Source organism: Campylobacter australis (genome assembly GCF_050586305.1).
In the GTDB taxonomy this organism is placed as follows: Bacteria; Campylobacterota; Campylobacteria; order Campylobacterales; family Campylobacteraceae; genus Campylobacter_A.
Genome location: NZ_JAXUAA010000005.1, coordinates 34,288 through 53,651, shown reverse-complemented (window position 1 = coordinate 53,651; position 19,364 = coordinate 34,288). Strand labels below are relative to the sequence as shown.

At 36.5% G+C, this 19,364-nt stretch carries 22 protein-coding genes; 17 read left to right on the top strand and 5 right to left on the bottom strand.

Translation table 11 applies throughout. The features are described 5' to 3' along the window. Window positions 1-31: 31 nt before the first annotated feature. The 3 genes from U5B17_RS07410 to U5B17_RS07400 all read left to right on the top strand — a co-directional run bounded on the left by U5B17_RS07410 (window position 32) and on the right by U5B17_RS07400 (window position 2,644). Window positions 32-385, top strand: a complete 354-nt coding sequence (locus U5B17_RS07410; RefSeq protein ID WP_430804711.1) for a cyclophilin-like fold protein — start codon at window positions 32-34, stop codon at window positions 383-385. A gap of 475 nt (window positions 386-860) precedes the next feature. Further along, entirely contained in the window at window positions 861-1,313 is a 453-nt protein-coding gene (gene accB / locus U5B17_RS07405; protein ID WP_430804710.1) for an acetyl-CoA carboxylase biotin carboxyl carrier protein, read from the top strand. Next, the gene (locus U5B17_RS07400; protein WP_430804709.1) at window positions 1,313-2,644 is read left to right on the top strand and encodes an acetyl-CoA carboxylase biotin carboxylase subunit; all 1,332 of its coding nucleotides are present in this window, start codon (window positions 1,313-1,315) and stop codon (window positions 2,642-2,644) included. Before accB ends, U5B17_RS07400 begins: the two co-directional genes overlap by 1 nt. Before the next feature lie 22 nt (window positions 2,645-2,666). On the opposite strand, the gene U5B17_RS07395 is transcribed toward U5B17_RS07400, so the two are convergent. The 4 genes from U5B17_RS07395 to leuC are packed head-to-tail and all read right to left on the bottom strand — an operon-like array spanning window position 2,667 to window position 6,063. Next, a complete protein-coding gene (locus tag U5B17_RS07395) occupies window positions 2,667-3,242 on the bottom strand; it encodes a YceI family protein (RefSeq protein ID WP_430804708.1) in 576 nt (191 codons plus the stop codon). A gap of 24 nt (window positions 3,243-3,266) precedes the next feature. Further along, a complete protein-coding gene (locus U5B17_RS07390) occupies window positions 3,267-4,241 on the bottom strand; it encodes a phospholipase A (RefSeq protein ID WP_430804707.1) in 975 nt (324 codons plus the stop codon). Then, window positions 4,231-4,791 (bottom strand): molybdenum cofactor guanylyltransferase, encoded by a 561-nt coding sequence (gene mobA / locus U5B17_RS07385; RefSeq protein WP_430804706.1) that lies wholly within the window; start codon window positions 4,789-4,791, stop codon window positions 4,231-4,233. Before mobA ends, U5B17_RS07390 begins: the two co-directional genes overlap by 11 nt. A 6-nt stretch (window positions 4,792-4,797) precedes the next feature. Further along, window positions 4,798-6,063 (bottom strand): 3-isopropylmalate dehydratase large subunit, encoded by a 1,266-nt coding sequence (gene leuC / locus U5B17_RS07380; RefSeq protein WP_430804705.1) that lies wholly within the window; start codon window positions 6,061-6,063, stop codon window positions 4,798-4,800. A gap of 98 nt (window positions 6,064-6,161) precedes the next feature. Between leuC and U5B17_RS07375 the strand changes: the two genes are divergently transcribed. From U5B17_RS07375 to U5B17_RS07335, 9 genes are all read left to right on the top strand, one after another. Continuing rightward, window positions 6,162-7,475, top strand: coding sequence for an NFACT RNA binding domain-containing protein (locus U5B17_RS07375; protein ID WP_430804704.1), 1,314 nt, complete (start codon window positions 6,162-6,164; stop codon window positions 7,473-7,475). An 11-nt stretch (window positions 7,476-7,486) separates the two neighbouring features. Then, window positions 7,487-7,831 (top strand): hypothetical protein, encoded by a 345-nt coding sequence (locus U5B17_RS07370; protein WP_430804703.1) that lies wholly within the window; start codon window positions 7,487-7,489, stop codon window positions 7,829-7,831. A 41-nt stretch (window positions 7,832-7,872) separates the two neighbouring features. After that, window positions 7,873-8,604: a phosphatidate cytidylyltransferase gene (locus tag U5B17_RS07365; RefSeq protein WP_430804702.1), complete on the top strand. Its 732-nt coding sequence runs from the start codon at window positions 7,873-7,875 to the stop codon at window positions 8,602-8,604. Continuing rightward, window positions 8,586-9,680: a 1-deoxy-D-xylulose-5-phosphate reductoisomerase gene (dxr, locus tag U5B17_RS07360; protein WP_430804701.1), complete on the top strand. Its 1,095-nt coding sequence runs from the start codon at window positions 8,586-8,588 to the stop codon at window positions 9,678-9,680. The genes U5B17_RS07365 and dxr overlap by 19 nt, the downstream gene beginning before the upstream one ends. After that, entirely contained in the window at window positions 9,667-10,899 is a 1,233-nt protein-coding gene (locus U5B17_RS07355; RefSeq protein WP_430804700.1) for a uracil-xanthine permease family protein, read from the top strand. Before dxr ends, U5B17_RS07355 begins: the two co-directional genes overlap by 14 nt. Beyond that, the gene (locus tag U5B17_RS07350; protein ID WP_430804699.1) at window positions 10,896-12,191 is read left to right on the top strand and encodes a M99 family carboxypeptidase catalytic domain-containing protein; all 1,296 of its coding nucleotides are present in this window, start codon (window positions 10,896-10,898) and stop codon (window positions 12,189-12,191) included. The genes U5B17_RS07355 and U5B17_RS07350 overlap by 4 nt, the downstream gene beginning before the upstream one ends. Then, complete coding sequence (gene tsaD, locus U5B17_RS07345; protein ID WP_430804698.1) at window positions 12,188-13,186, top strand: tRNA (adenosine(37)-N6)-threonylcarbamoyltransferase complex transferase subunit TsaD; 999 nt, start codon at window positions 12,188-12,190, stop codon at window positions 13,184-13,186. Before U5B17_RS07350 ends, tsaD begins: the two co-directional genes overlap by 4 nt. 223 nt (window positions 13,187-13,409) lie before the next feature. After that, window positions 13,410-14,183, top strand: coding sequence for a DUF4198 domain-containing protein (locus U5B17_RS07340; protein WP_430804697.1), 774 nt, complete (start codon window positions 13,410-13,412; stop codon window positions 14,181-14,183). 389 nt (window positions 14,184-14,572) lie between these two features. Beyond that, entirely contained in the window at window positions 14,573-15,391 is an 819-nt protein-coding gene (locus tag U5B17_RS07335) for a hypothetical protein (protein WP_430804696.1), read from the top strand. Between the two features lie 61 nt (window positions 15,392-15,452). Here the strand turns inward: U5B17_RS07335 and U5B17_RS07330 are convergent, their stop codons facing one another. Beyond that, the gene (locus U5B17_RS07330) at window positions 15,453-15,632 is read right to left on the bottom strand and encodes a hypothetical protein (protein WP_430804695.1); all 180 of its coding nucleotides are present in this window, start codon (window positions 15,630-15,632) and stop codon (window positions 15,453-15,455) included. A gap of 236 nt (window positions 15,633-15,868) precedes the next feature. On the opposite strand from U5B17_RS07330, the gene U5B17_RS07325 reads away from it, so the two are divergent. The 5 genes from U5B17_RS07325 to U5B17_RS07305 all read left to right on the top strand — a co-directional run bounded on the left by U5B17_RS07325 (window position 15,869) and on the right by U5B17_RS07305 (window position 19,317). Continuing rightward, window positions 15,869-16,141, top strand: a complete 273-nt coding sequence (locus U5B17_RS07325) for a toxin-antitoxin system YwqK family antitoxin (protein ID WP_430804694.1) — start codon at window positions 15,869-15,871, stop codon at window positions 16,139-16,141. Continuing rightward, window positions 16,113-16,415, top strand: a complete 303-nt coding sequence (locus U5B17_RS07320) for a toxin-antitoxin system YwqK family antitoxin (protein WP_430804693.1) — start codon at window positions 16,113-16,115, stop codon at window positions 16,413-16,415. The genes U5B17_RS07325 and U5B17_RS07320 overlap by 29 nt, the downstream gene beginning before the upstream one ends. 405 nt (window positions 16,416-16,820) lie before the next feature. Then, on the top strand, window positions 16,821-17,609 hold the full coding sequence (gene rpsB / locus U5B17_RS07315) for a 30S ribosomal protein S2 (RefSeq protein ID WP_229933472.1): 789 nt from the start codon (window positions 16,821-16,823) through the stop codon (window positions 17,607-17,609). Then, window positions 17,609-18,673, top strand: a complete 1,065-nt coding sequence (gene tsf / locus U5B17_RS07310; RefSeq protein ID WP_430804692.1) for a translation elongation factor Ts — start codon at window positions 17,609-17,611, stop codon at window positions 18,671-18,673. Before rpsB ends, tsf begins: the two co-directional genes overlap by 1 nt. 2 nt (window positions 18,674-18,675) lie before the next feature. Continuing rightward, window positions 18,676-19,317, top strand: coding sequence for an ABC transporter ATP-binding protein (locus U5B17_RS07305; RefSeq protein ID WP_430804691.1), 642 nt, complete (start codon window positions 18,676-18,678; stop codon window positions 19,315-19,317). Window positions 19,318-19,364: the final 47 nt, after the last annotated feature.

Below are 19,364 nucleotides of genomic sequence, written 5' to 3'. Positions count from 1 at the left end.
TTTAGCTTTAAGTTTAAATGCAGGAGAAAATATGAAAATTATATTAAAAAATATAAATGGCGAATTTAATGCTATGCTTGATGATACGCCTGCAGCAAGGGAGTTTGCAAAGCTCTTGCCACTAAGGCTAGACCTAAAAGACTATGCTAAAAAGGAAAAATATGACAAACTCCCACAAAAGCTTGATATAAAATATGAGCCAAAAGGAACAGATGGAAAAATCGGAGAACTTAGCTACTTTGCACCGTGGGGAAATTTTGTGATTTATTATGGCTATCAAGGATATTATGAGGGTATAGTAAGACTTGGCAAGATCCTAAATATCGCTGAAATAGATCTAATCGCGGTTGATGGCGAAATAATTATAGATAGACCAAATAAATAAAAATTTTTACATTATATTTTGTTTTAAACTATTGCGAAAAATTTTGGCGGTTAGTCACCTCTAAAGTCACAATGCTTTTTAACTCAAATTCTTTTCATAATGCAGGTAGAGTAGTTATAAATTTTCCAAAGGTGTTCGCACAGCATACACATCTAGCAGGGAAAATTTGATCGTAACAAAAGGTAAAATGATATAACAGCCGTGGCTGACGATGTCATGCTTTGTCCACCAAATGGCGTGAGGCAAGACTTTTTAAAAGCAGTAAATAGATTACGGTGAGCTTTAAAAAGGATGGCAAAAATGTAGTTATGAAACATTTATAAAAATAGCTGATGAGTGCTATGTAAAATAAATTTTGATTTTTATATTTTTAAACCATATATTAAAAGTGAAATTTAGCACACAAAAACGCTTATATAAAAATTTTAATAAATTTTTGCTACAATATGAGCTTAACTCAAACTAGGAGAAGTTTATGAAAAAAGAAGACATCAAAGAGCTTATCGAATTTTTCAATCAAATGGATATGAATAAGATAAAGATCAAAGATGGTGAATTTGAAGTAGAACTTGAAAAATTTTCAGATTGTTGTGAGTTACCAAAGCCAGTTCTACAGCCAGTAGCTCCTGCACCACAGCCACTAAATATCCAAGTTGTTAATGAAAAACCAGCAGTCGTTCAAACACATAAAAATACGCTAAACTCGCCTATGGTAGGCACATTTTATGCTGCCCCAAGCCCAGGCGCTGCGCCATTTGCCAAAGTTGGTCAAAAGGTAAGAAAAGGCGACACTATCGGCATAGTTGAAGCAATGAAAATAATGAACGAGATAGAAGCTGAGTTTGACTGTCAGATAACTGAAATTCTCGTAGCTGACGGACAGCCTGTTGAGTTTGGTATGCCACTATTTGGCGTGGAGAAAATTTAATGCAAATTAAAAAAGTACTCATCGCAAACCGCGGAGAGATCGCGTTACGTGCTTTGCGAACTATCAAAGAGATGGGGAAAGAGGCAATAGTTGTATATTCAACAGCGGATAAAGATGCACTTTATGTAAAATATGCTGACGCTGCCATTTGCATAGGAAACCCTCGCTCAAGCGATAGCTATCTAAATATCCCAGCCATCATCTCAGCCGCTGAGATAAGCGGTGCAGACGCGATATTTCCAGGATATGGCTTTTTGAGTGAAAATCAAAATTTTGTCGAAATTTGCGCAAAACACAACCTAAAATTTATAGGTCCAAGCGTAGAAGCCATGGCGTTAATGAGCGATAAAAGCAAAGCAAAGCAGGTTATGCAGCGTGCTGGTGTGCCAGTCATACCTGGCTCAGATGGTGCGATAAGCGATATAAAAGTGGCAAAAGAGCTAGCTAAAAAGATAGGCTATCCAGTCATCTTAAAAGCAGCAGCTGGCGGTGGTGGTCGCGGCATGAGAATGGTCGAGCGCGAAGAGGATTTAGAAAAGGCGTTTTGGTCAGCTGAAAGTGAGGCTATGACAGCATTTGGCGATGGCACTATGTATATGGAAAAATACATTCTAAATCCGCGCCACATCGAGGTTCAGGTTATTGGTGATAGCAAAGGTAATGTTATACATGTAGGCGAGCGCGACTGTTCTATGCAGCGTCGCCATCAAAAACTCATAGAAGAAAGTCCTGCTATTTTACTAGATGATGAAACACGCAAAAGACTACACGAAACAGCCATCCGTGCAACTAAGGCTATCGGATATGAAGGAGCTGGAACATTTGAATTTTTGGTAGATAAAAATTTAGACTTTTACTTTATAGAGATGAACACTAGGCTTCAAGTCGAGCACTGCGTAAGTGAAATGGTAAGCGGACTTGATATAATCGAATGGATGATACGCGTAGCAGAGGGTGAGAGCCTTCCATCACAAGAGAGCATAAAACTAAACGGTCATGCTATCGAATGCAGAATAACCGCCGAAGATCCAAAGAGCTTTACACCAAGTCCTGGCGAGATAACAAAATATGTAGCTCCAGCAGGTAGAAATGTCCGAATGGAAAGCCATGTTTATCAAGGATATAGCGTGCCCCCATACTATGATAGCATGATAGGAAAACTGGTGGTTTGGGATGAAGATCGTAATAAGGCTATACAAAAAATGCATGTTGCTCTTGAGCAACTGGTAGTAAGTGGCATAAAAACGACACGCGATTTTCATATAAATATGATGAAGAATAAAGACTTTTTGACAAACAACTACGATACAAACTATCTATCAAAGCACTAAAATTTGGGGCTTTAAGCCCCTTTTACTCATTTTGCTTAGCTTTTTCTTGTGTATCTCCACGCAAATTTCCCTCAATGTCTATAGTAATCCAAACATTATCACCTATAAACTCGATAGGATAATCTTTCCCAACATTAAACTCTCGCCTTTTTAGCATAGTTTTTAAAGTAAAGCTGTGCGCTAAGCTACCATTTATATTTTTGGCTGAGCCATTATAGGTATAGTCAAAAACAACATTTTTACTAACATCCTTTATCTTTAAGATGCCGTAAATTCGATTATCGTCACTATCAGTCATCTTAAAAGTCATGCTTTTAAATTTTTGTGTATCAAAAAATATTTCGCTAGTTAGGTTTTGGTCTCTGGTTCTATTTTTTGTGTATATCGAATCAACTTTAACGATAGCCTCAAGCGAATTTATCCTTTTTTTAGCAGCATCAAAATCTATCGCCGCTTCGTAGTCATCAAAATGGCCATTTATATTTGATATGCTTAGGTGTTTTATCACAAATTTTATATCTGAGTGAGTTTTATCTATCTCTAGCCACTGCGAAAACGCAACGCTAGCCATAAAAAATAGTGCCAAAATTTTTTTCATAAAAACCTCCTATTACAATAAAAATTATTTTAAAATAGCAAAGCCAAGACCGATTTTATTCATATGCCTATCATAGTCCATCAAATTCTCACCGTATCCATTAAAGTACTGCAAATATCCATAAAGTCCGCTACTAAATAGCGGGAAAAACCAGCCAAACTCAGCAGCCCCACGGTTTGTGCTGTCAAGCCTGAAGTTATTTCTAAGCATTAAATTTAGATGATGACCACCGATAGTATATTTTACTTTTAGATCAGCAATACCAACATTTTTTCTTATATTTTCATTGTCACTAATATCACCAACAGTCATCCAAGCTCTAGGTGTCACGCTAAGCCGCCCAGCCACAAAGTCAGCACTCATATACGCCCTATTCCAACTTCTTGAACGCTCACTTCCCTGTCCGTTTGACTCATGCAAAAGACCAACCCTCACACCCCTAAATATCCCAAAATTCTCAAACGGAATACTAGCATAAAGCTCTGGGCGGTAGTTACTCTCTCGAAATGGCGTTGAGTCACGCGATGTTTGCCACCACGATGTTTGCGAATACGCGATCCCGACACTCTCTTTAAAACCGAACAAATCATAAAGCACTGGCTTTTGCAAGCTTATGTGAAATTTTGTTTCAAATTTGCTGCGATTATCTGGTATTTTTGAAGTATAAGTAGCTGGTAACAAGTAGTTTGGCTCCGCAAGGGTGATATTTAAATAGCCTGTCTCGCCTTGCTTTTTTGGCTCAGCAACACTATTAAAAACATGTTTTGCAACATCATCATCAGAGCCTGACTCACTATCTTGCTGAACAAATTCTTGGCTACTTTTAGTAAAACTATCCGACAGATCGCCATTTGCCCTAGCTTCATACGCCATCTTATAAAATCTCATAGCCTGCGATATATCGCCAGCTCTTTCATAACTTAAGGCCTCATCATAAAGCTCACTCGCACTCTTGGCAAATAATGCACAAAAACAAAAAAATATCAAACTATAACGCATTTAAGGCCCTTTCATATTCATCTGGGTTATTAACATTTGCAAACTGGCTACTATCATCAAAATACACCTCTTTTAAGCTGTTTGCACTAAGTAAAAGCCCTATTTTATGCTCACCTTTTTCATACAGCTCTCTTGCTTGATTGGCGATTTTTGGGTTAAAAAATCCACAAAGACTATGCCTATGTTTAGCATCTCTTGCCACAACCACATCAAACTCATCTTTAAATTTTGCCAACTCATTTACACATTCAATGCTAACAAATGGCATATCCGCAGGCATGATAAAAACACTGTCATCAAATTTTTCTAATATACAAGCAAGTGCCAGCATAGGTGAAAAATCATCACTATCATCAGTCAAAATTCCAAGTGGAGGGTTAAATTTTTGAGACTTTGAACTTATATAAATTTCTTTAAAAATCTGCTCCATCTTTTTAGCCAAAAAATGCGTCATACTAGGCTCTCTGCCAAATGGCAAAAGTGTTTTATCTTGCCCCATTCGCGAGCTTTTACCGCCTGCTAAAATGACGCATACATTAAACTTTTGCATATTTTACTAAATTTCCCTTGGATCAGCTATCTTACCAGCTATGGCTGAAGCTGCTGCGACGGCTGAGTTTGCTAGATAAATTTCACTTGTTCTTGCACCCATTCTGCCTACAAAATTTCTATTTGTAGTAGCTACGCATCTTTCGCCATCAGCCAAAATTCCCATATATCCGCCAAGACACGCACCGCAAGTTGGGTTGCTAACGACTGCACCAGCCTCAGCAAATATATCCATTAGCCCCTCTTTTTGAGCTGCAAGTGCTATTTTTTGTGTGGCTGGAGTAATGATAAGGCGTGTTTTTTTAGAAACTCTTTTGCCTTTTAAAATTTCAGCTGCTATACGAAGATCGCTAAGTCTGCCATTTGTGCAAGAGCCTATAAATACTTGATCTATGCTTAAGTTATCTTTAACTGCCTCGCGCACACTTTTGCCGTTGCTTGGTAAAAATGGATATGCCACAACCGGATCAAGCTTGCTAACATCTATCTCGATTATACGCTCGTATTTTGCACCTTCGTCTGAGTAGTGAATGACTGGTTTTGAGCGTAAATTTTTATCACTTAAAAATTCTTTCGTTATCTCATCGTAAGCCACTATGCCGTTTTTTGCACCAGCTTCGATAGCCATATTACACAAACTAAAACGACTATCCATATCAAGCTGTGCTATCGTATCTCCAGTAAATTCTAACGCTTTATACAACGCACCATCAACGCCGATTTGGCGGATTATCTCTAGTATTAAGTCCTTGCCATATAGATGCTGTGACATTTTGCCACTAAATACGACTTTTATACTCTCAGGCACTTTAAACCAGTTTTTGCCAGTTATCATCGCATAAGCTAAGTCGGTTGAACCCATGCCGGTTGCAAATGCCCCAAGAGCGCCGTGAGTACAGGTGTGACTATCTGCTCCGATGGTAACATCACCAGGCACCACAAGCCCTTTTTCTGGAAGCAGGGCGTGTTCTATACCCATATCTTTTTCGTCAAAAAAGTGCTTTAAATCATGCTTATAAGCAAAATCGCGTGAAATTTTAGCCTGATTTGCACTTGCGATATCTTTTGCTGGGATATAGTGATCCATCACAATAGCAAAACCATCTGGATTAGCAAGTGATTTTGCTCCGCTTCTTTCAAACTGCTTTATAGAAATTGGCGTAGTTATGTCATTGCCAATTACCATATCAATAGGGCTTTGCACGATTTGCCCCGCAAATGCCGCTTCACCTGCGTGAGCTGAGAAAATTTTTTCAGTTATGGTTTGTTTCATTTTTTGCCTTTTATTTTTCATTTAATTTTATCAAAAAAATCTGAATTTTTATAAGGATAAAGATTTTTTGTATAATAACGCAAAAAATAAGGGTAAAAATGAAATACGCACACCTAAGACAGATTGCTGATTTTCTTGCAAATTTCAAAAAAATAAATGATATAAAAAGAAGTGCTAATATGCAAATTCTTATAAATTTTGATGGCAAAAATATATTTTTTGATCTTTCAAAATCAGACTCTTCAATCTATATAAATGATGACTTTAGCACTATAAAAAACTATAATGCTCCATTTGATAATGCACTAAAAAAACGCTTAAAAGGGGCTAAAATCACCTGCATAAAATGCCCAGAAAATAATAGAATTTTACAAATTTCAACCTCGCTTGATGGCTCATACAAAAGTACAAAAAGTGAGTTTTATCTAGAATTTACTGGACGATTTACAAATGCCATCATAACAGACGAAAACGGCATTATTATCGATGCGATTAGGCATATAGAAAATGACTTTAGAACGATAAAACCAAACAAGCCTTTAAAGATGCTTGAGCCTATCCAGATAAAAGAGAGACAAACTGCCACCATAACAGACTTTCACACTTTTTTAAAATCTGAGTTTGATAGGCTAAATAGCGGCTTTTTAGCAAATTTAAAAGCTATAAAACTAGGACAGATTGATAAAAAAATAGAAGCTCTAAAGGCAAATTTAAATAACCTTGAAAACGAACACGAACTAAGCCAACAAAGTGAAATTTTACGCCTCCAAGGAACAGTTTTACTAGCAAATTTAGCCAACCTAAGAGACCATCAAAGAAGCTTTAAGCTAAAAGATTTTAATGGCAAAGAAATTTCATTTAACCTTGATAGCACGCCAAAAATATCTGCAAATACATACTTTAATAGAGCAAAACGCCTTGCACAAAAGGCAAGTGGCGTAGTTTTAGAGCGTGAAAATTTAAGTGAAAAGTTACGCTTTTATACAAATTTAGAGCAGATGTTACAAAACGCAACATCAGTTTCTGAGCTTGAAATTTTATATCCAAAAAGATCAAATTTATCAAAAAATCAAAATAACTATAGCGAAAATATCCAAAATTTTTATATAAATGAGTATAAAATTTCGATAGGAAAAAATGAAAAAGGCAATATAGAGCTTCTTAAAAATAGCCGAAAAAACGATGTCTGGATGCACATGAAAGATATTGCAAGCGCACATGTTATCATAAAAACAAACAAACTAAATCCAAGTGATGAGATTTTAAATTTTGCTGCAAAAATTTGTGTAAATTTTAGCGTGAATGGAGCTGGAAGGTATGAAGTTGATTATACAAAGCGACAAAATGTGAAAATTTTACACGGCGCAAATGTAAATTATATCGATTTTCAGACGATAATAGTCATAAAATAAAAGGGGATAATATGTCAGTAACACCCATAGGCAATGCAAATTTTATAAACCAAAATGCTCCCGTCGTCTCATCTGTAAATGCAAACCAGCAAGCCAGATTTGACATGCAAAATGCCCTTGCCATGCAAGTAGCAGCTGATGACAATAACGAAATAACAGAGGTTAGACCAACAGAAGAAGCTTACAAGATCGACCCAGAAAATGAACACGAAAAATCAAAAAGCGATCAAGAGCAAGCTGCTATGCAAAACGAAAACGAAGCCAATAATAATAGCCCAGAAGCCAAAAGCGAACAAATTCAAGAAATTTTTTATGATGAGGATGGCGAACCAACTCATATCGATATAAAAATATAAGCAAATTTTTGATAAAATCACTAAAAATTAAGGAAAATGTTATGAAAACTCGTCTGATAACTGGTCTTACGATGCTTGCTGTAATACTAGCGATCTTTTATATAAATAGCTATTTTTTAAATTTTATAATCCTTGGCATAGTCCTTGCTGTGGCATTTCTTGAAGCTTTAAAGCTTTATAATATTGATCAAAAAAGCCTTGTTTTTATTGTGATCGCTTTTTATACACTAACTTTACTTACAAACCCTATATATATCGCTCTTTTAGCTGTTATAATCGTAGTTTCAGTACTTGCACACATAAAAAGTGATAATATAAAAGCCGTGCTACCATTTTTATACCCAGCCACGCCTATTTTTCTTATTTGGATGCTTTATTCAGAGTACGGCATTGAGTACCTTGCATGGCTTATATTATCGGTCGTGGCTTGCGATAGTGGAGCGTATTTTGTAGGTAAATTTTTTGGCAAACATCCATTTAGCCCAAGCTCACCAAACAAGACTTTAGAAGGTGTTTTAGGCGGACTTGGAATAGGAACGATAGTTGGAACTATATGTGGAAATTTTGTAATGGACGCCACTGTGCATGTCGTTTTTGCAAGCTTTTTAATCTGCATTTTTAGCGTATGGGGAGACTTGTTTGAAAGCTATCTAAAACGCTTAGTAGGGGCAAAAGACAGCGGATCACTCTTTCCGGGTCACGGCGGTATGCTAGATAGGATCGATGGGTATTTATTTGGCGTTGTTGCGCTTCTTTGGTCGCTTTCGTGGTAGTTCTTGGCTCTACTGGTAGTATAGGCACAAACACTCTTGTGCTTTGCAAGCAACATAATATAGCGATAGAGGCTCTTAGTTGCGGAACAAATGTAGGGTTATTAAACGAACAAATAGTAGAATTTAAGCCAAAATTTGTATGCATAAAAGACGGCTCTTTACGCTCACAAGTAAAGCATGATAAAGTCTTTGTTGGAAATGAAATTTTAGATATGCTAGAACTTTGCAAAAGCCAAAAAGTGGTAAATGCCATAGTTGGTTTTGCAGGACTTCGCGCAAGTATAGCAACGCAAAAACTTGGAAAAATTCTCGCGCTCGCAAATAAAGAAAGCCTTGTTGTTGGTGGCAAATTTCTAAAAACAGATGAAATTTTGCCAATCGACAGTGAGCATTTTGGATTGAAATTTTTGCTTCAAAACAAAACGAAAGTATCAAAACTTATAATAACTGCTAGTGGCGGGGCATTTTACAAAACGCCACTAAAATTTCTAAAAACAGCCACAGCAAATGATGCATTAAAACATCCAAACTGGGATATGGGCGCAAAGATCACCATAGACAGTGCAAGTATGGCAAACAAACTTTTTGAAGTCATGGAGGCTTACTGGCTTTATAATACAAAAAATATACAAGCATATATAGAACCAACATCTATGGTACATGCGATTGTTGAGTTTGTTGATGGCTCAAGCGTTACGCATATCTCAAAAGCCGATATGAAGCTTGCTATAGCCCATGCAATACTTGAAAATATAGATAATAATATCATACAAAATACAAATTTACTAACATTAAAGCCCATAAAATTTAAAGAGATAAATCTTAAAAAATATCCTATCTTTTCACTAAAAGATGAGCTTTTAAAGGCTCCAGATATGGGTGTTGTAGTAAATGCCGCAAACGAGTTTATGGTGTATAAATTTTTAAAAAATGAGTGTGAGTTTTTAGATATTTCAAAGGCTGTTTTAAAGGCATTTGAGAAATTTAATGGCATAAAAATACAAAACCAAAACGATATTTATGAACTTGATGATGAAGTTAGAGCTTATACTAGGGGGTTATATGCAGCAGTATGATGGTTATAAATTTAGGTTAAAAGATAGCCTTGTTGGAGTGCAGTTTTTGTTCGTGGCGTTTGGTGCATTAGTGCTTGTGCCTATGCTTACTGGACTAAATGCAAATGTTGCGCTTTTTACAGCTGGAGTTGGGACTTTAGCATTTCAGCTAATAAACCACGAGCAGGTGCCACCTATATTTCTAGCAAGCTCTTTTGCTTTTATCTCGCCTATAACTTTTAGTATCTCTCAATGGGGGCTTAGCGCAACTATGGGCGGTATCATAGCAGCTGGACTTTTGTATGTTGTACTAAGTTTTTTAATAAGATTTCGTGGGGAAAATTTTATCCATAAACTACTTCCGCCAGTTGTTGTTGGTCCTGTTATCATGACTATAGGTCTTATACTCTCTCCAGCGGCTGTAAAGATGACAATGGGTGTTGGAGCTACAGCCTACACACCTACTCAAGCTATGTTCATAGCATTTTTATCGCTTATGGCGACCATTTTTTTAATGCTTTTTGGTAAGGGAATTTTTAGGCTGATACCTATACTTTTTGGCATATTAATAGGCTATATCGCATCGCTTTTTATGGGTATAGTAGATTTTTCGCCTATTGCTAATGCTGCGTGGTTTTCAGTGCCAGATTTTACCGCGCCAAGTTTTGAACTTGGAGCTATTTTATTTATGATACCTATAGCCATAGCCCCAGCGGTAGAACATATCGGAGATATGCTAACTATATCAAATGTTACAAAAGAAAATTTCTTAAAAAAACCAGGACTTAAAAATACCTTACTTGGTGATGGCGTAGCAACGAGTATAGCCGGACTTTTTGGTGGTCCACCAAACACAACATACTCAGAGGTTACTGGCGCGGTTAGCATTACAAAAGCTTATAATCCAGCTATTATGACTTGGGCAGCCATAGCGGCCATACTTCTGGCTTTTGTTGGCAAGCTTGGAGCATTTTTATCAACTATACCTCAACCTGTTATAGGTGGTATTATGTTACTACTTTTTGGAGTTATAGCAAGCGTTGGCATGCAAATGCTTATAAGAAGTCAGGCTGATTTAAATGAGCCACGAAATATGATAATCGTAGCGCTAATATTTGTCTTTGCCATAGGTGGCATGGTTATAGACCTTGAGATAGTTAGCTTTTCAGGCATTGGGCTTGGTGCGATTATAGGAATTTTGCTTAATCTCATACTACCACAAAGCAAGGAAAATGCTTGAAAGCGATTAAAATTTTAACGATTTTTATTTTTGTATCCTTAAATGCATCTCAGTTTGACTACACGCTTTATAAAAAGGGCATACAAGATGACAATACTATGCTTTTAATAGGCGGCATACAAGGTGATGAGCCAGGAGGATTTTTAGCAGCATCGATAGTCGCAACTGATTATAACATAACAAAAGGAAGCCTTTGGGTTGTACCGAATTTAAATTTTAAAAGCATTATAGAAAGAAGTCGTGGTACAAAAGGCGATATGAATCGAAAATTTGCACATATTGATAAGAGCGATCCTGACTATAAAGCAATAACTCAGATAAAATCTTTAATCACAGACAAAAATGTCTCCTTGATACTAAACCTACACGATGGAAGCGGTTTTTATTCGCCAACTTTTATAAACAAAGATCGCAATCCAAACAAATGGGGCAACACTGTTATCATTGATCAATCTGAGCTTATAGGCGCTAGTTACCCTGAGCTTGGCGGAGTTGCAGAGCAAACAAAAAATGGGATAAATACAAAAAAACTAACCAAAGAACACGCATACAATGTTAAAAACACACAAACCGCAAAAGGTGATGTTGAGATGTTAAAGTCTCTTACTTACTTTGCAATCACTCAAGGCAAGTCAGCCTTTGCAAATGAAGCTAGTAAAAATTTAAACGCAGAACAAAGAACTTACTACCATCTTTTAGCAATAGAAGAGTATTTTAAGCTTGTTGGTATCGAGTTTTCAAGACCATTTGAGCTAAATGTAAAAGCTGTTAAAGATGCCATTGAAAAAGATATACATCTAAGCCTTTTTGATGATTATTTTGTCTTAAATTTAAAAGGTTTGCGACCGAGTCTAAACTATATACCGCTTCCAAAAGATGAGCTAAAATACACAAGCAACAATCCACTAGTAGCTGTTATAAAGACTAAAAATGGATATGAAGTTCGCTATGGGAACCGCCTAATGACAAGACTAATCCCACAAAATTTTAGCTATGTAAAAAAGCTTGATGGTATCAAAATTTTAGCAGACAAACAAAGCTTCATCCTAAAAAGTGGGGAAACGATAAAGGTAAAAAACGCATTTGAAGTTGAAAAAATACCAAACATAAGAACAAATATAATCGGCTATAGTGCAAAATTTAGCGATGAAGCTGGCGAAAAAATAGATAAAAAGATGATTGACAAAAGCTTTAGCGTAGATAAGGCTGGCAAAATTTATCGTATCGAGTTTTATGACACATCAAGCATACCAGACCGTTATGCAGGCATGATACTAGTGGAGTTTGAATGATACTGGGCATAGAAAGTAGTTGCGATGATAGCTCTGTGGCACTCATTAACAGTAAAAACCTAGAGCTTATATATCATAAAAAAATTTCACAAGAGCTTGAGCACTCGGTATATGGTGGCGTAGTCCCAGAACTTGCAGCTAGACTTCACACACAAGCGCTCCCTGCTCTTTTAAATGATATAAAGCCATACTTTAAACAGATAAAAGCTATCGCCGTTACAAATGAACCTGGACTTAGTGTTAGTCTAATTAGCGGTGTAAGCATGGCAAAATCTTTAAGCATAGCTCTAGATGTACCGCTTATCGCTGTTAATCACCTAGTTGGTCATATATACTCGCTATTTTTAAATAGCGAAATTTCGCTTCCGCTTGGCATTTTGCTAGTTAGTGGCGGACACACTTTAGTGCTAAATATCGACAAAAATGGCTGTATTGAAATTTTGGCTCAAACAAGCGATGATAGCTTTGGTGAAAGCTTTGATAAAGTGGCTAAAATGATGGGGCTTGGATATCCAGGTGGGGCGATCATAAGCCATCTAGCACAAAGTGCAAACGATAAAGAGAAATTTAAATTTAGCATCCCTCTTCGTGGCGATAAAAGATTAGAATACAGCTTTTCAGGGCTTAAAAATGCAGTTAGGTTAGCCATAGAAACGCAAGGTGAAAATTTGCAAGCTAATAAGGCAAACATAGCCTATGCTTTTGAGCAAACCGCCTGCGCTCATATAATGGATAAACTAAAACTCATCTTTAAAGAGCAAAATTTCAAACATTTTGGTGTAGTTGGAGGAGCTAGCGCTAATCCTATTTTACGCCACAATATCAGCGAACTTTGCAAAGATTTTGACTGCAAACTTACTCTTGCTCCACTTGAGTTTTGTTCAGATAATGCGCTAATGATAGCTAGAGCAGGACGAGAGAAATTTCTACGCAAAGAAACGCTAAACTACAAAGAGCTAGACATAAGTCCAAAAAGTAGAAACTTAAAGCTGTAAAGTTTTAACATCGCTTGACTTAAGCTATGATGTTGTATCAAATTTGCAAATTTTATCTATCCTAAGCGACGCCGATAAAAAGATTAAAAACTTCTTGCCTTTAAAACTTAAAACCAAAAACTACCTTTTTCACTAAGCTGATTTAATCTATCTTTGCAACTAAGTTGCATAAAAGGAAAATTTCGCTAGTATTTTGATTTAAATTTTCAAAATAGGAGCAAAAATGAAAATAAATAAAACACTTTGCCTGCTTTTAGCTGGCTCTATCGTCTCAGTTGCAAACGCACACGATTTTTGGCTAGTCACAAATAATGACAAAGATTTAAATGTTAAAATAGGTTACGGACATGAATTTCCAGGCTTTGAAGAGATCTCAGAAAAACGCATAAAACTTTTTGAACAGCCGTTTATACTTGATCAAAAAACTGGTAAAAAGATCGAACTCAAACAAGTTGGTAAAAATTACAACTTTGAAGGCAAAGCGCTTACAAAAGGTTCATATATGGCAGTTGGTGAGTATAAGCCTACATTTTGGAGCGAAAAAAATGATGGCAAATGGGATATGCACACTGACCGCACAAATGGCAAAGATATTAAGTACTGCGAGCTAGCAAAAATGAGTGCAAAACGCGTTATAAATGCTGGCGGCGTTGTCGATGAGATAGTTACAAAACCAATCGGTCAAACCCTTGAGATAGTCCCACTAACCAACCCTGCAAATTTTGCTGTAGATGAGTTTTTTGGTATGCAAGTTTTGTTTAAAGGTGAGCCTCTTGCTGGAGCTGATGTGGGTGTAATAAGTCCTTATCTTGAAAATACTCACGACAACGAGCAGCGCGCCTTCTGGGGTAAAACAAACGATAAAGGTCGTATAAACATAAAACTTTTTAAAGCTGGCACATACGCTATCAGCGTACTTCACAAAACTCCTCATGCCGATTTAAAAAAGTGCGATGAAGATGTTTATGAAAGTACATTTACATTTGATATAAAATAATTTTGAATTAAAAAAGCAAATTTGCGTTATAATTTTACAAATTTTTGTAAAATGAGCGCAAGATGTTACTACTCAAAAATGCAAATCTCTACACTCCAAAACATATCGGTAAGTCCGATGTTTTGGTGGGTGGAGGTAAAATTTAGGCATTTTGCATACAACCGACCAATAAGCCATAATCCAGAAAATTTTTAATTTAATCCTGACAATTAAATACAGAATATCACAAGAGGCTTATTAAGAAAATTTTATATTTTAAATGCAAATTTATAAATTTTTAATTATACTTAGTACAAAGTTATAAAAAGGATCAAAATGGCATATCAGGAGAAAATTTGGCAGGATTTTTACGAAAAAGCATGGGTTTATAGGGCTAAATTTATGCGAGAATGCTTAAGGGGGGGGGGGCAAACACATATCAGGCTATAAATGAGCTAGCCAAAAAAGAGCGCTCATACTATCTTGTAAAAAACGATGACGGTCAAGTAGGGTGGGAAAAGCGCGAAATCGAAAACGGTAATTCACTCTCTTTTGCTGATGTTGCGATATTAAAATACAGCTCAGCAAACGGCAAATACATAGTCATTCCATACCATGCCTACTATCTTTATACGGATTTTTTAATCGATGTACTTGAACAAAGTGGCAGATACGACTGTATTGTAGAGCTTGGTTGCGGATACGGTAAAAATTTATTTTCAATCTTTTACTCTGGTGGACCACGAGATGTACCATACTTTGGTGGAGAATTTACAAAAAGCGGTGTAGAAATAGCAACAGAGCTTGCAAAAGCTACACCAAATATGAACGCAACTTTTTTTCATTTTAATCACCTAACACCTGACATCAGTATCATCAAAAAATATAAATTTAAACGAGCCTTTGTCTTTACCGCCCATACCATAGAGCAAGTTAAGCAAATACCAAGTAACTGGTTTAAAGAAGTCTCAAATATAGCTGAAAATGTGCGTTGTGTTCATCTAGAACCTTATGGTTTTCAAACAAAAATTTTAGGCGAAACCAGTAAACAACATAAAGAATTTATGATACAGCAGGGCTGGAATTTAAATTTCATACAAGAACTTTTAGATGCTCAAAATAGAGGCGAAATAGTTATTGACGATACTGTTTTAGAGATAGGTTGTCCTTCTGATCCTACTAACCCTGGTTCGATTGCTATTTGGCATAGTCTAAAAAACCCAGCTTGAAAATGAAAAATTTGCCAAAATAAAAACAACAAATGACAAAGTAAGCGTCGTAAATAAAACGCTATTTTTCCGACTTATTTAAATTTTCAAGCTTTTCATAGCTTTGTTTTAATGCTAATTTTGCTTCGTCTATCGCCAGTCCTTGCATTATCACTCTGTATAAATTTGGTCTAGTTTTTTGCCAGTTTCTAAGAGTTTGCACATCAACGCCTAAATATCCAGCTATGTCTCGCTTTGTCATTTTTTCTCGTTTTTATTTTATCCTAATTCACATGAAGGCAAATCTGTTGCCATTAGATGGCTGATAACCAAAGATGGAAAATATAGTAAAGAAGGTTATCCAAAGTGTAAATATGTTCGAATTTACAATAAGTTTGTTTTAGCATTTTTAAACGAACTCTTAAATCACGATAACACTGACAAAGTGGCGGTAAAAAATGCACTTGGTTACTTTGAAAATTTATTTAAAGGCAAAAAATGAAAAGATTATTAACTATTTTAACTATTGTAGCGTGTTTGATTGGTTGTGGTGATGGTATTGATAGATATGAGAAGGTAAAATTTGGAAATGTCACAGAAGTTATACCTTATAATGACAAAAATCAAATTCACGGCACAGTAAAGAGTTATAATGCTAATAATGTACTTATGTCAGAACAAACTTTTGTAAATGGAATTGCTAATGGTTGGCATAAGACATATATTTATAAGGTTACAGATTATGAAGTTTTTTACAAAGATGGTAAATAAAGAAGGAGAAGAAAGACATTTTAACAGTGATGGAAGCAAATACAAAGTAGTTAATTATATAAATGGAAAACAAGATGGATTAGTAATAGAGTGGAATCGAAATGGAAAAATAGTGCAAGAGTGCAACTATAAAAATGGAGAAAGAGATGGTATGTGCAAAAGAATTAGTGGAAACATCGTATACGAAACTGAATATGCAAACGGAAAACAACATGGTATATACAAAGAAACAGGAGAAGATTATTACATAGAAGGCATATATGAACATGGTTAACTTGTATCGGAAGTAGCTAAAAACAATAATCGCTTGGTTCGCTTAAGTGGTGGCATTAGGTATAAAAATCAATATCATAGGTATGATAAATATTTTCATGACAATGGAATACTTAACAAAATATATATAGGCTTATGTGGACTTGAAATATACGAAGGAGATAGTTTTGAAAATAGCTGTAATGGTATCGATGATGAGTTGATAAATATGGTAATTCAAGCTAAATAGATATATTTGCAAAATTTTAGCTTGAATTTAGTAAAATTTAAGTATAATCCAACCCTTATTTCACACACACCAATCCTAAATTTGGTTGCGTTTTTGAAATTTTATTAAAATTTCAAGCGTTAAGGGGTGTGGAGGTAAAACTAAATTTCGCGCACATTGCGCACAAGGAGAACCATAATGGTAACAATGAGAGATTTGCTAGAGTGCGGCGTTCACTTCGGACACCAAACACGCAGATGGAACCCAAAGATGAAAAAATACATCTTTGGCGAGAGAAAAGGTATCTATATCATAGATCTACAAAAGACAATCCGCTACTTCCGTTATACTTACAACATCGTTCGTGATGCGGCAGCTGAGGGCAAAACTATCCTTTTTGTTGGTACTAAAAAACAAGCTATCGAAGCGATTAAAGAATACGCTGAAAAATGCGGTATGCCATATGTAAATCACCGCTGGTTGGGTGGCATGATGACAAACTTTGGAACTATCCGCCAAAGTATCCGCAAACTCGAAGTTATCGAAACTATGGAAGAAGATGGCTCTATAAATTTACTAACTAAAAAAGAAGCTTTAATGCTTCGCCGCAAAAAAGAGAAGTTGCTTGCAACTCTTGGCGGTATTAGAAATATGAAAAACTTGCCTGATATGGTATTTGTTATCGATACTGTTAAAGAAAAAATCGCAGTTGCTGAAGCAAATCGCCTAAGAATACCAGTTGTAGCACCTATCGATACAAACTGCGATCCAGATGTAGTTGATTTCCCAATTCCTGGCAACGACGACGCGATCCGCTCAGTTCAGCTTTTCTGCCAAGAGATGGCTGAGGCTATAAATGAGGGCAAATCACTTCTTGAGCAAGATGCTGATGAAAACGCTAAAGAAGAAGTTAGTCAAGATGAAAAAGATGCTGTTGTGGCTGAGGCTATGAGCGAGGAAGACTTTGATGCGGAGGATGAAGAATAATGGAAATCACGGCACAGATGGTAAAAGAGCTCCGCGAAAGCACTGGAGCTGGTATGATGGATTGTAAAAAGGCACTTGCTGAAGCAAATGGCGACATGCAAAAAGCCGTTGATTTGCTTCGCGAAAAGGGCTTGGGTCAGGCTGCTAAAAAAGCTGACCGCCTTGCTAGCGAGGGTCTTGTGGCTGTTGAAGTTTGTGAAAAATGCAAACAAGCTACGATTACTGAGATCAACTCAGAAACAGACTTCGTCGCTAAAAATGATAAATTTCAAGCTCTTACAAAAGATACGACCGCACATATCCAAGCAAACGGCATAAAAAGCGTTGAAGAGCTAACAGCAAGCACGATAAATGGCGTAAAATTTGAAGAGTATCTAAAAAGCCAGATTGCAACTATCGGTGAAAATTTGGTTGTTCGCCGCTTTGAGACGATCACAGCTGACGCAAAGGGCGTTGTAAATGGCTATGTGCATTCAAATGGTCGTGTTGGCGTTCTAATCGGCGCAGCTTGCGAGAGCGAAGAGATAGCCGATAAAGCTCAAGACTTCATCCGTAACCTATGTATGCATGCAGCAGCGATGAAACCAGATGTTATAAGCTATAAAGATCTTGATAAAGAGTTCGTTGAGAAAGAATTTATCGCGCTTCGCGCTGAGCTTGAAAAAGAAAACGAAGAATTTAAACGCCTTGGTAAGCCACTTCATCACATCCCAGAATACGCAAGTCGCTGCCAGATCGGCGATACAGAGCTTGCAAAGGCTACAAAAGCTATCGAGGACGAGCTAAGAGCTGAGGGTAAGCCTGAGAAAATTTGGGACAAAATCATCCCTGGCAAAATTGAGCGTTTTTATGCAGACAACACTGTGCTAGATCAGCGCCTAACGCTTCTTGGTCAGTTTTATGTAATGGACGATAAAAAGACGATCGAGCAAGTTATAGCTGAGAAGTCAAAAGAGCTTGGCGGAAAAATAGAGATAGTAAAATATATCCGCTTTGAACTTGGCGAAGGACTTGAGAAAAAAGTAGATGATTTTGCAGCTGAAGTAGCAGCACAAATCGGCTAAAAATGGAAATTTTAAAGGGCGTAGATCTTAGTTTTGCGTATGATTATACGCTCTTTGAAAATGTCAATTTAACCCTAAATGCTGGCGAAAGCACGGCGATTTTAGGCGTGAGTGGGTGTGGCAAAAGCACCCTGCTTCACATACTTTCAACACTCCTTAAGCCAAATTCAGGCGAAGTTATCTACAATACAAAGTCGCTTTACTCGCTTTCGCAAAATGAGCTTATAAAAACTCGGCGCTATGATTTTGGCATTATCTTCCAAGCACACTACCTTTTTAAGGGCTTTAACGCACTTGAAAATATCGAACTAGCAAGCATTTTAGCCAACAAACCAATAGAGCAAAAATACCTTGATGCGCTTAAAATTTCTCATGTTTTAAATAATAAAGTTGGCGAACTAAGCGGAGGGCAACAACAGCGAGTTAGTATCGCAAGAGTGCTTAGCAAAAAACCACGAATCATCTTTGCTGATGAACCGACTGGAAATTTAGACAAAGAAACAGCAAGTGATGTTATGAGTGTTCTTTTTGAATACATCCTAGAAAACAACGCTGCACTTGCTATCGTTACTCACGATAATGATTTAGCAAAACAGTGCAGTTGTGCATATAAACTTCAAGACAAACAACTTTTACAAATATAACCAAACCCACTTTCTAAAAATATAAAAACAACAAATATCAAATAAAA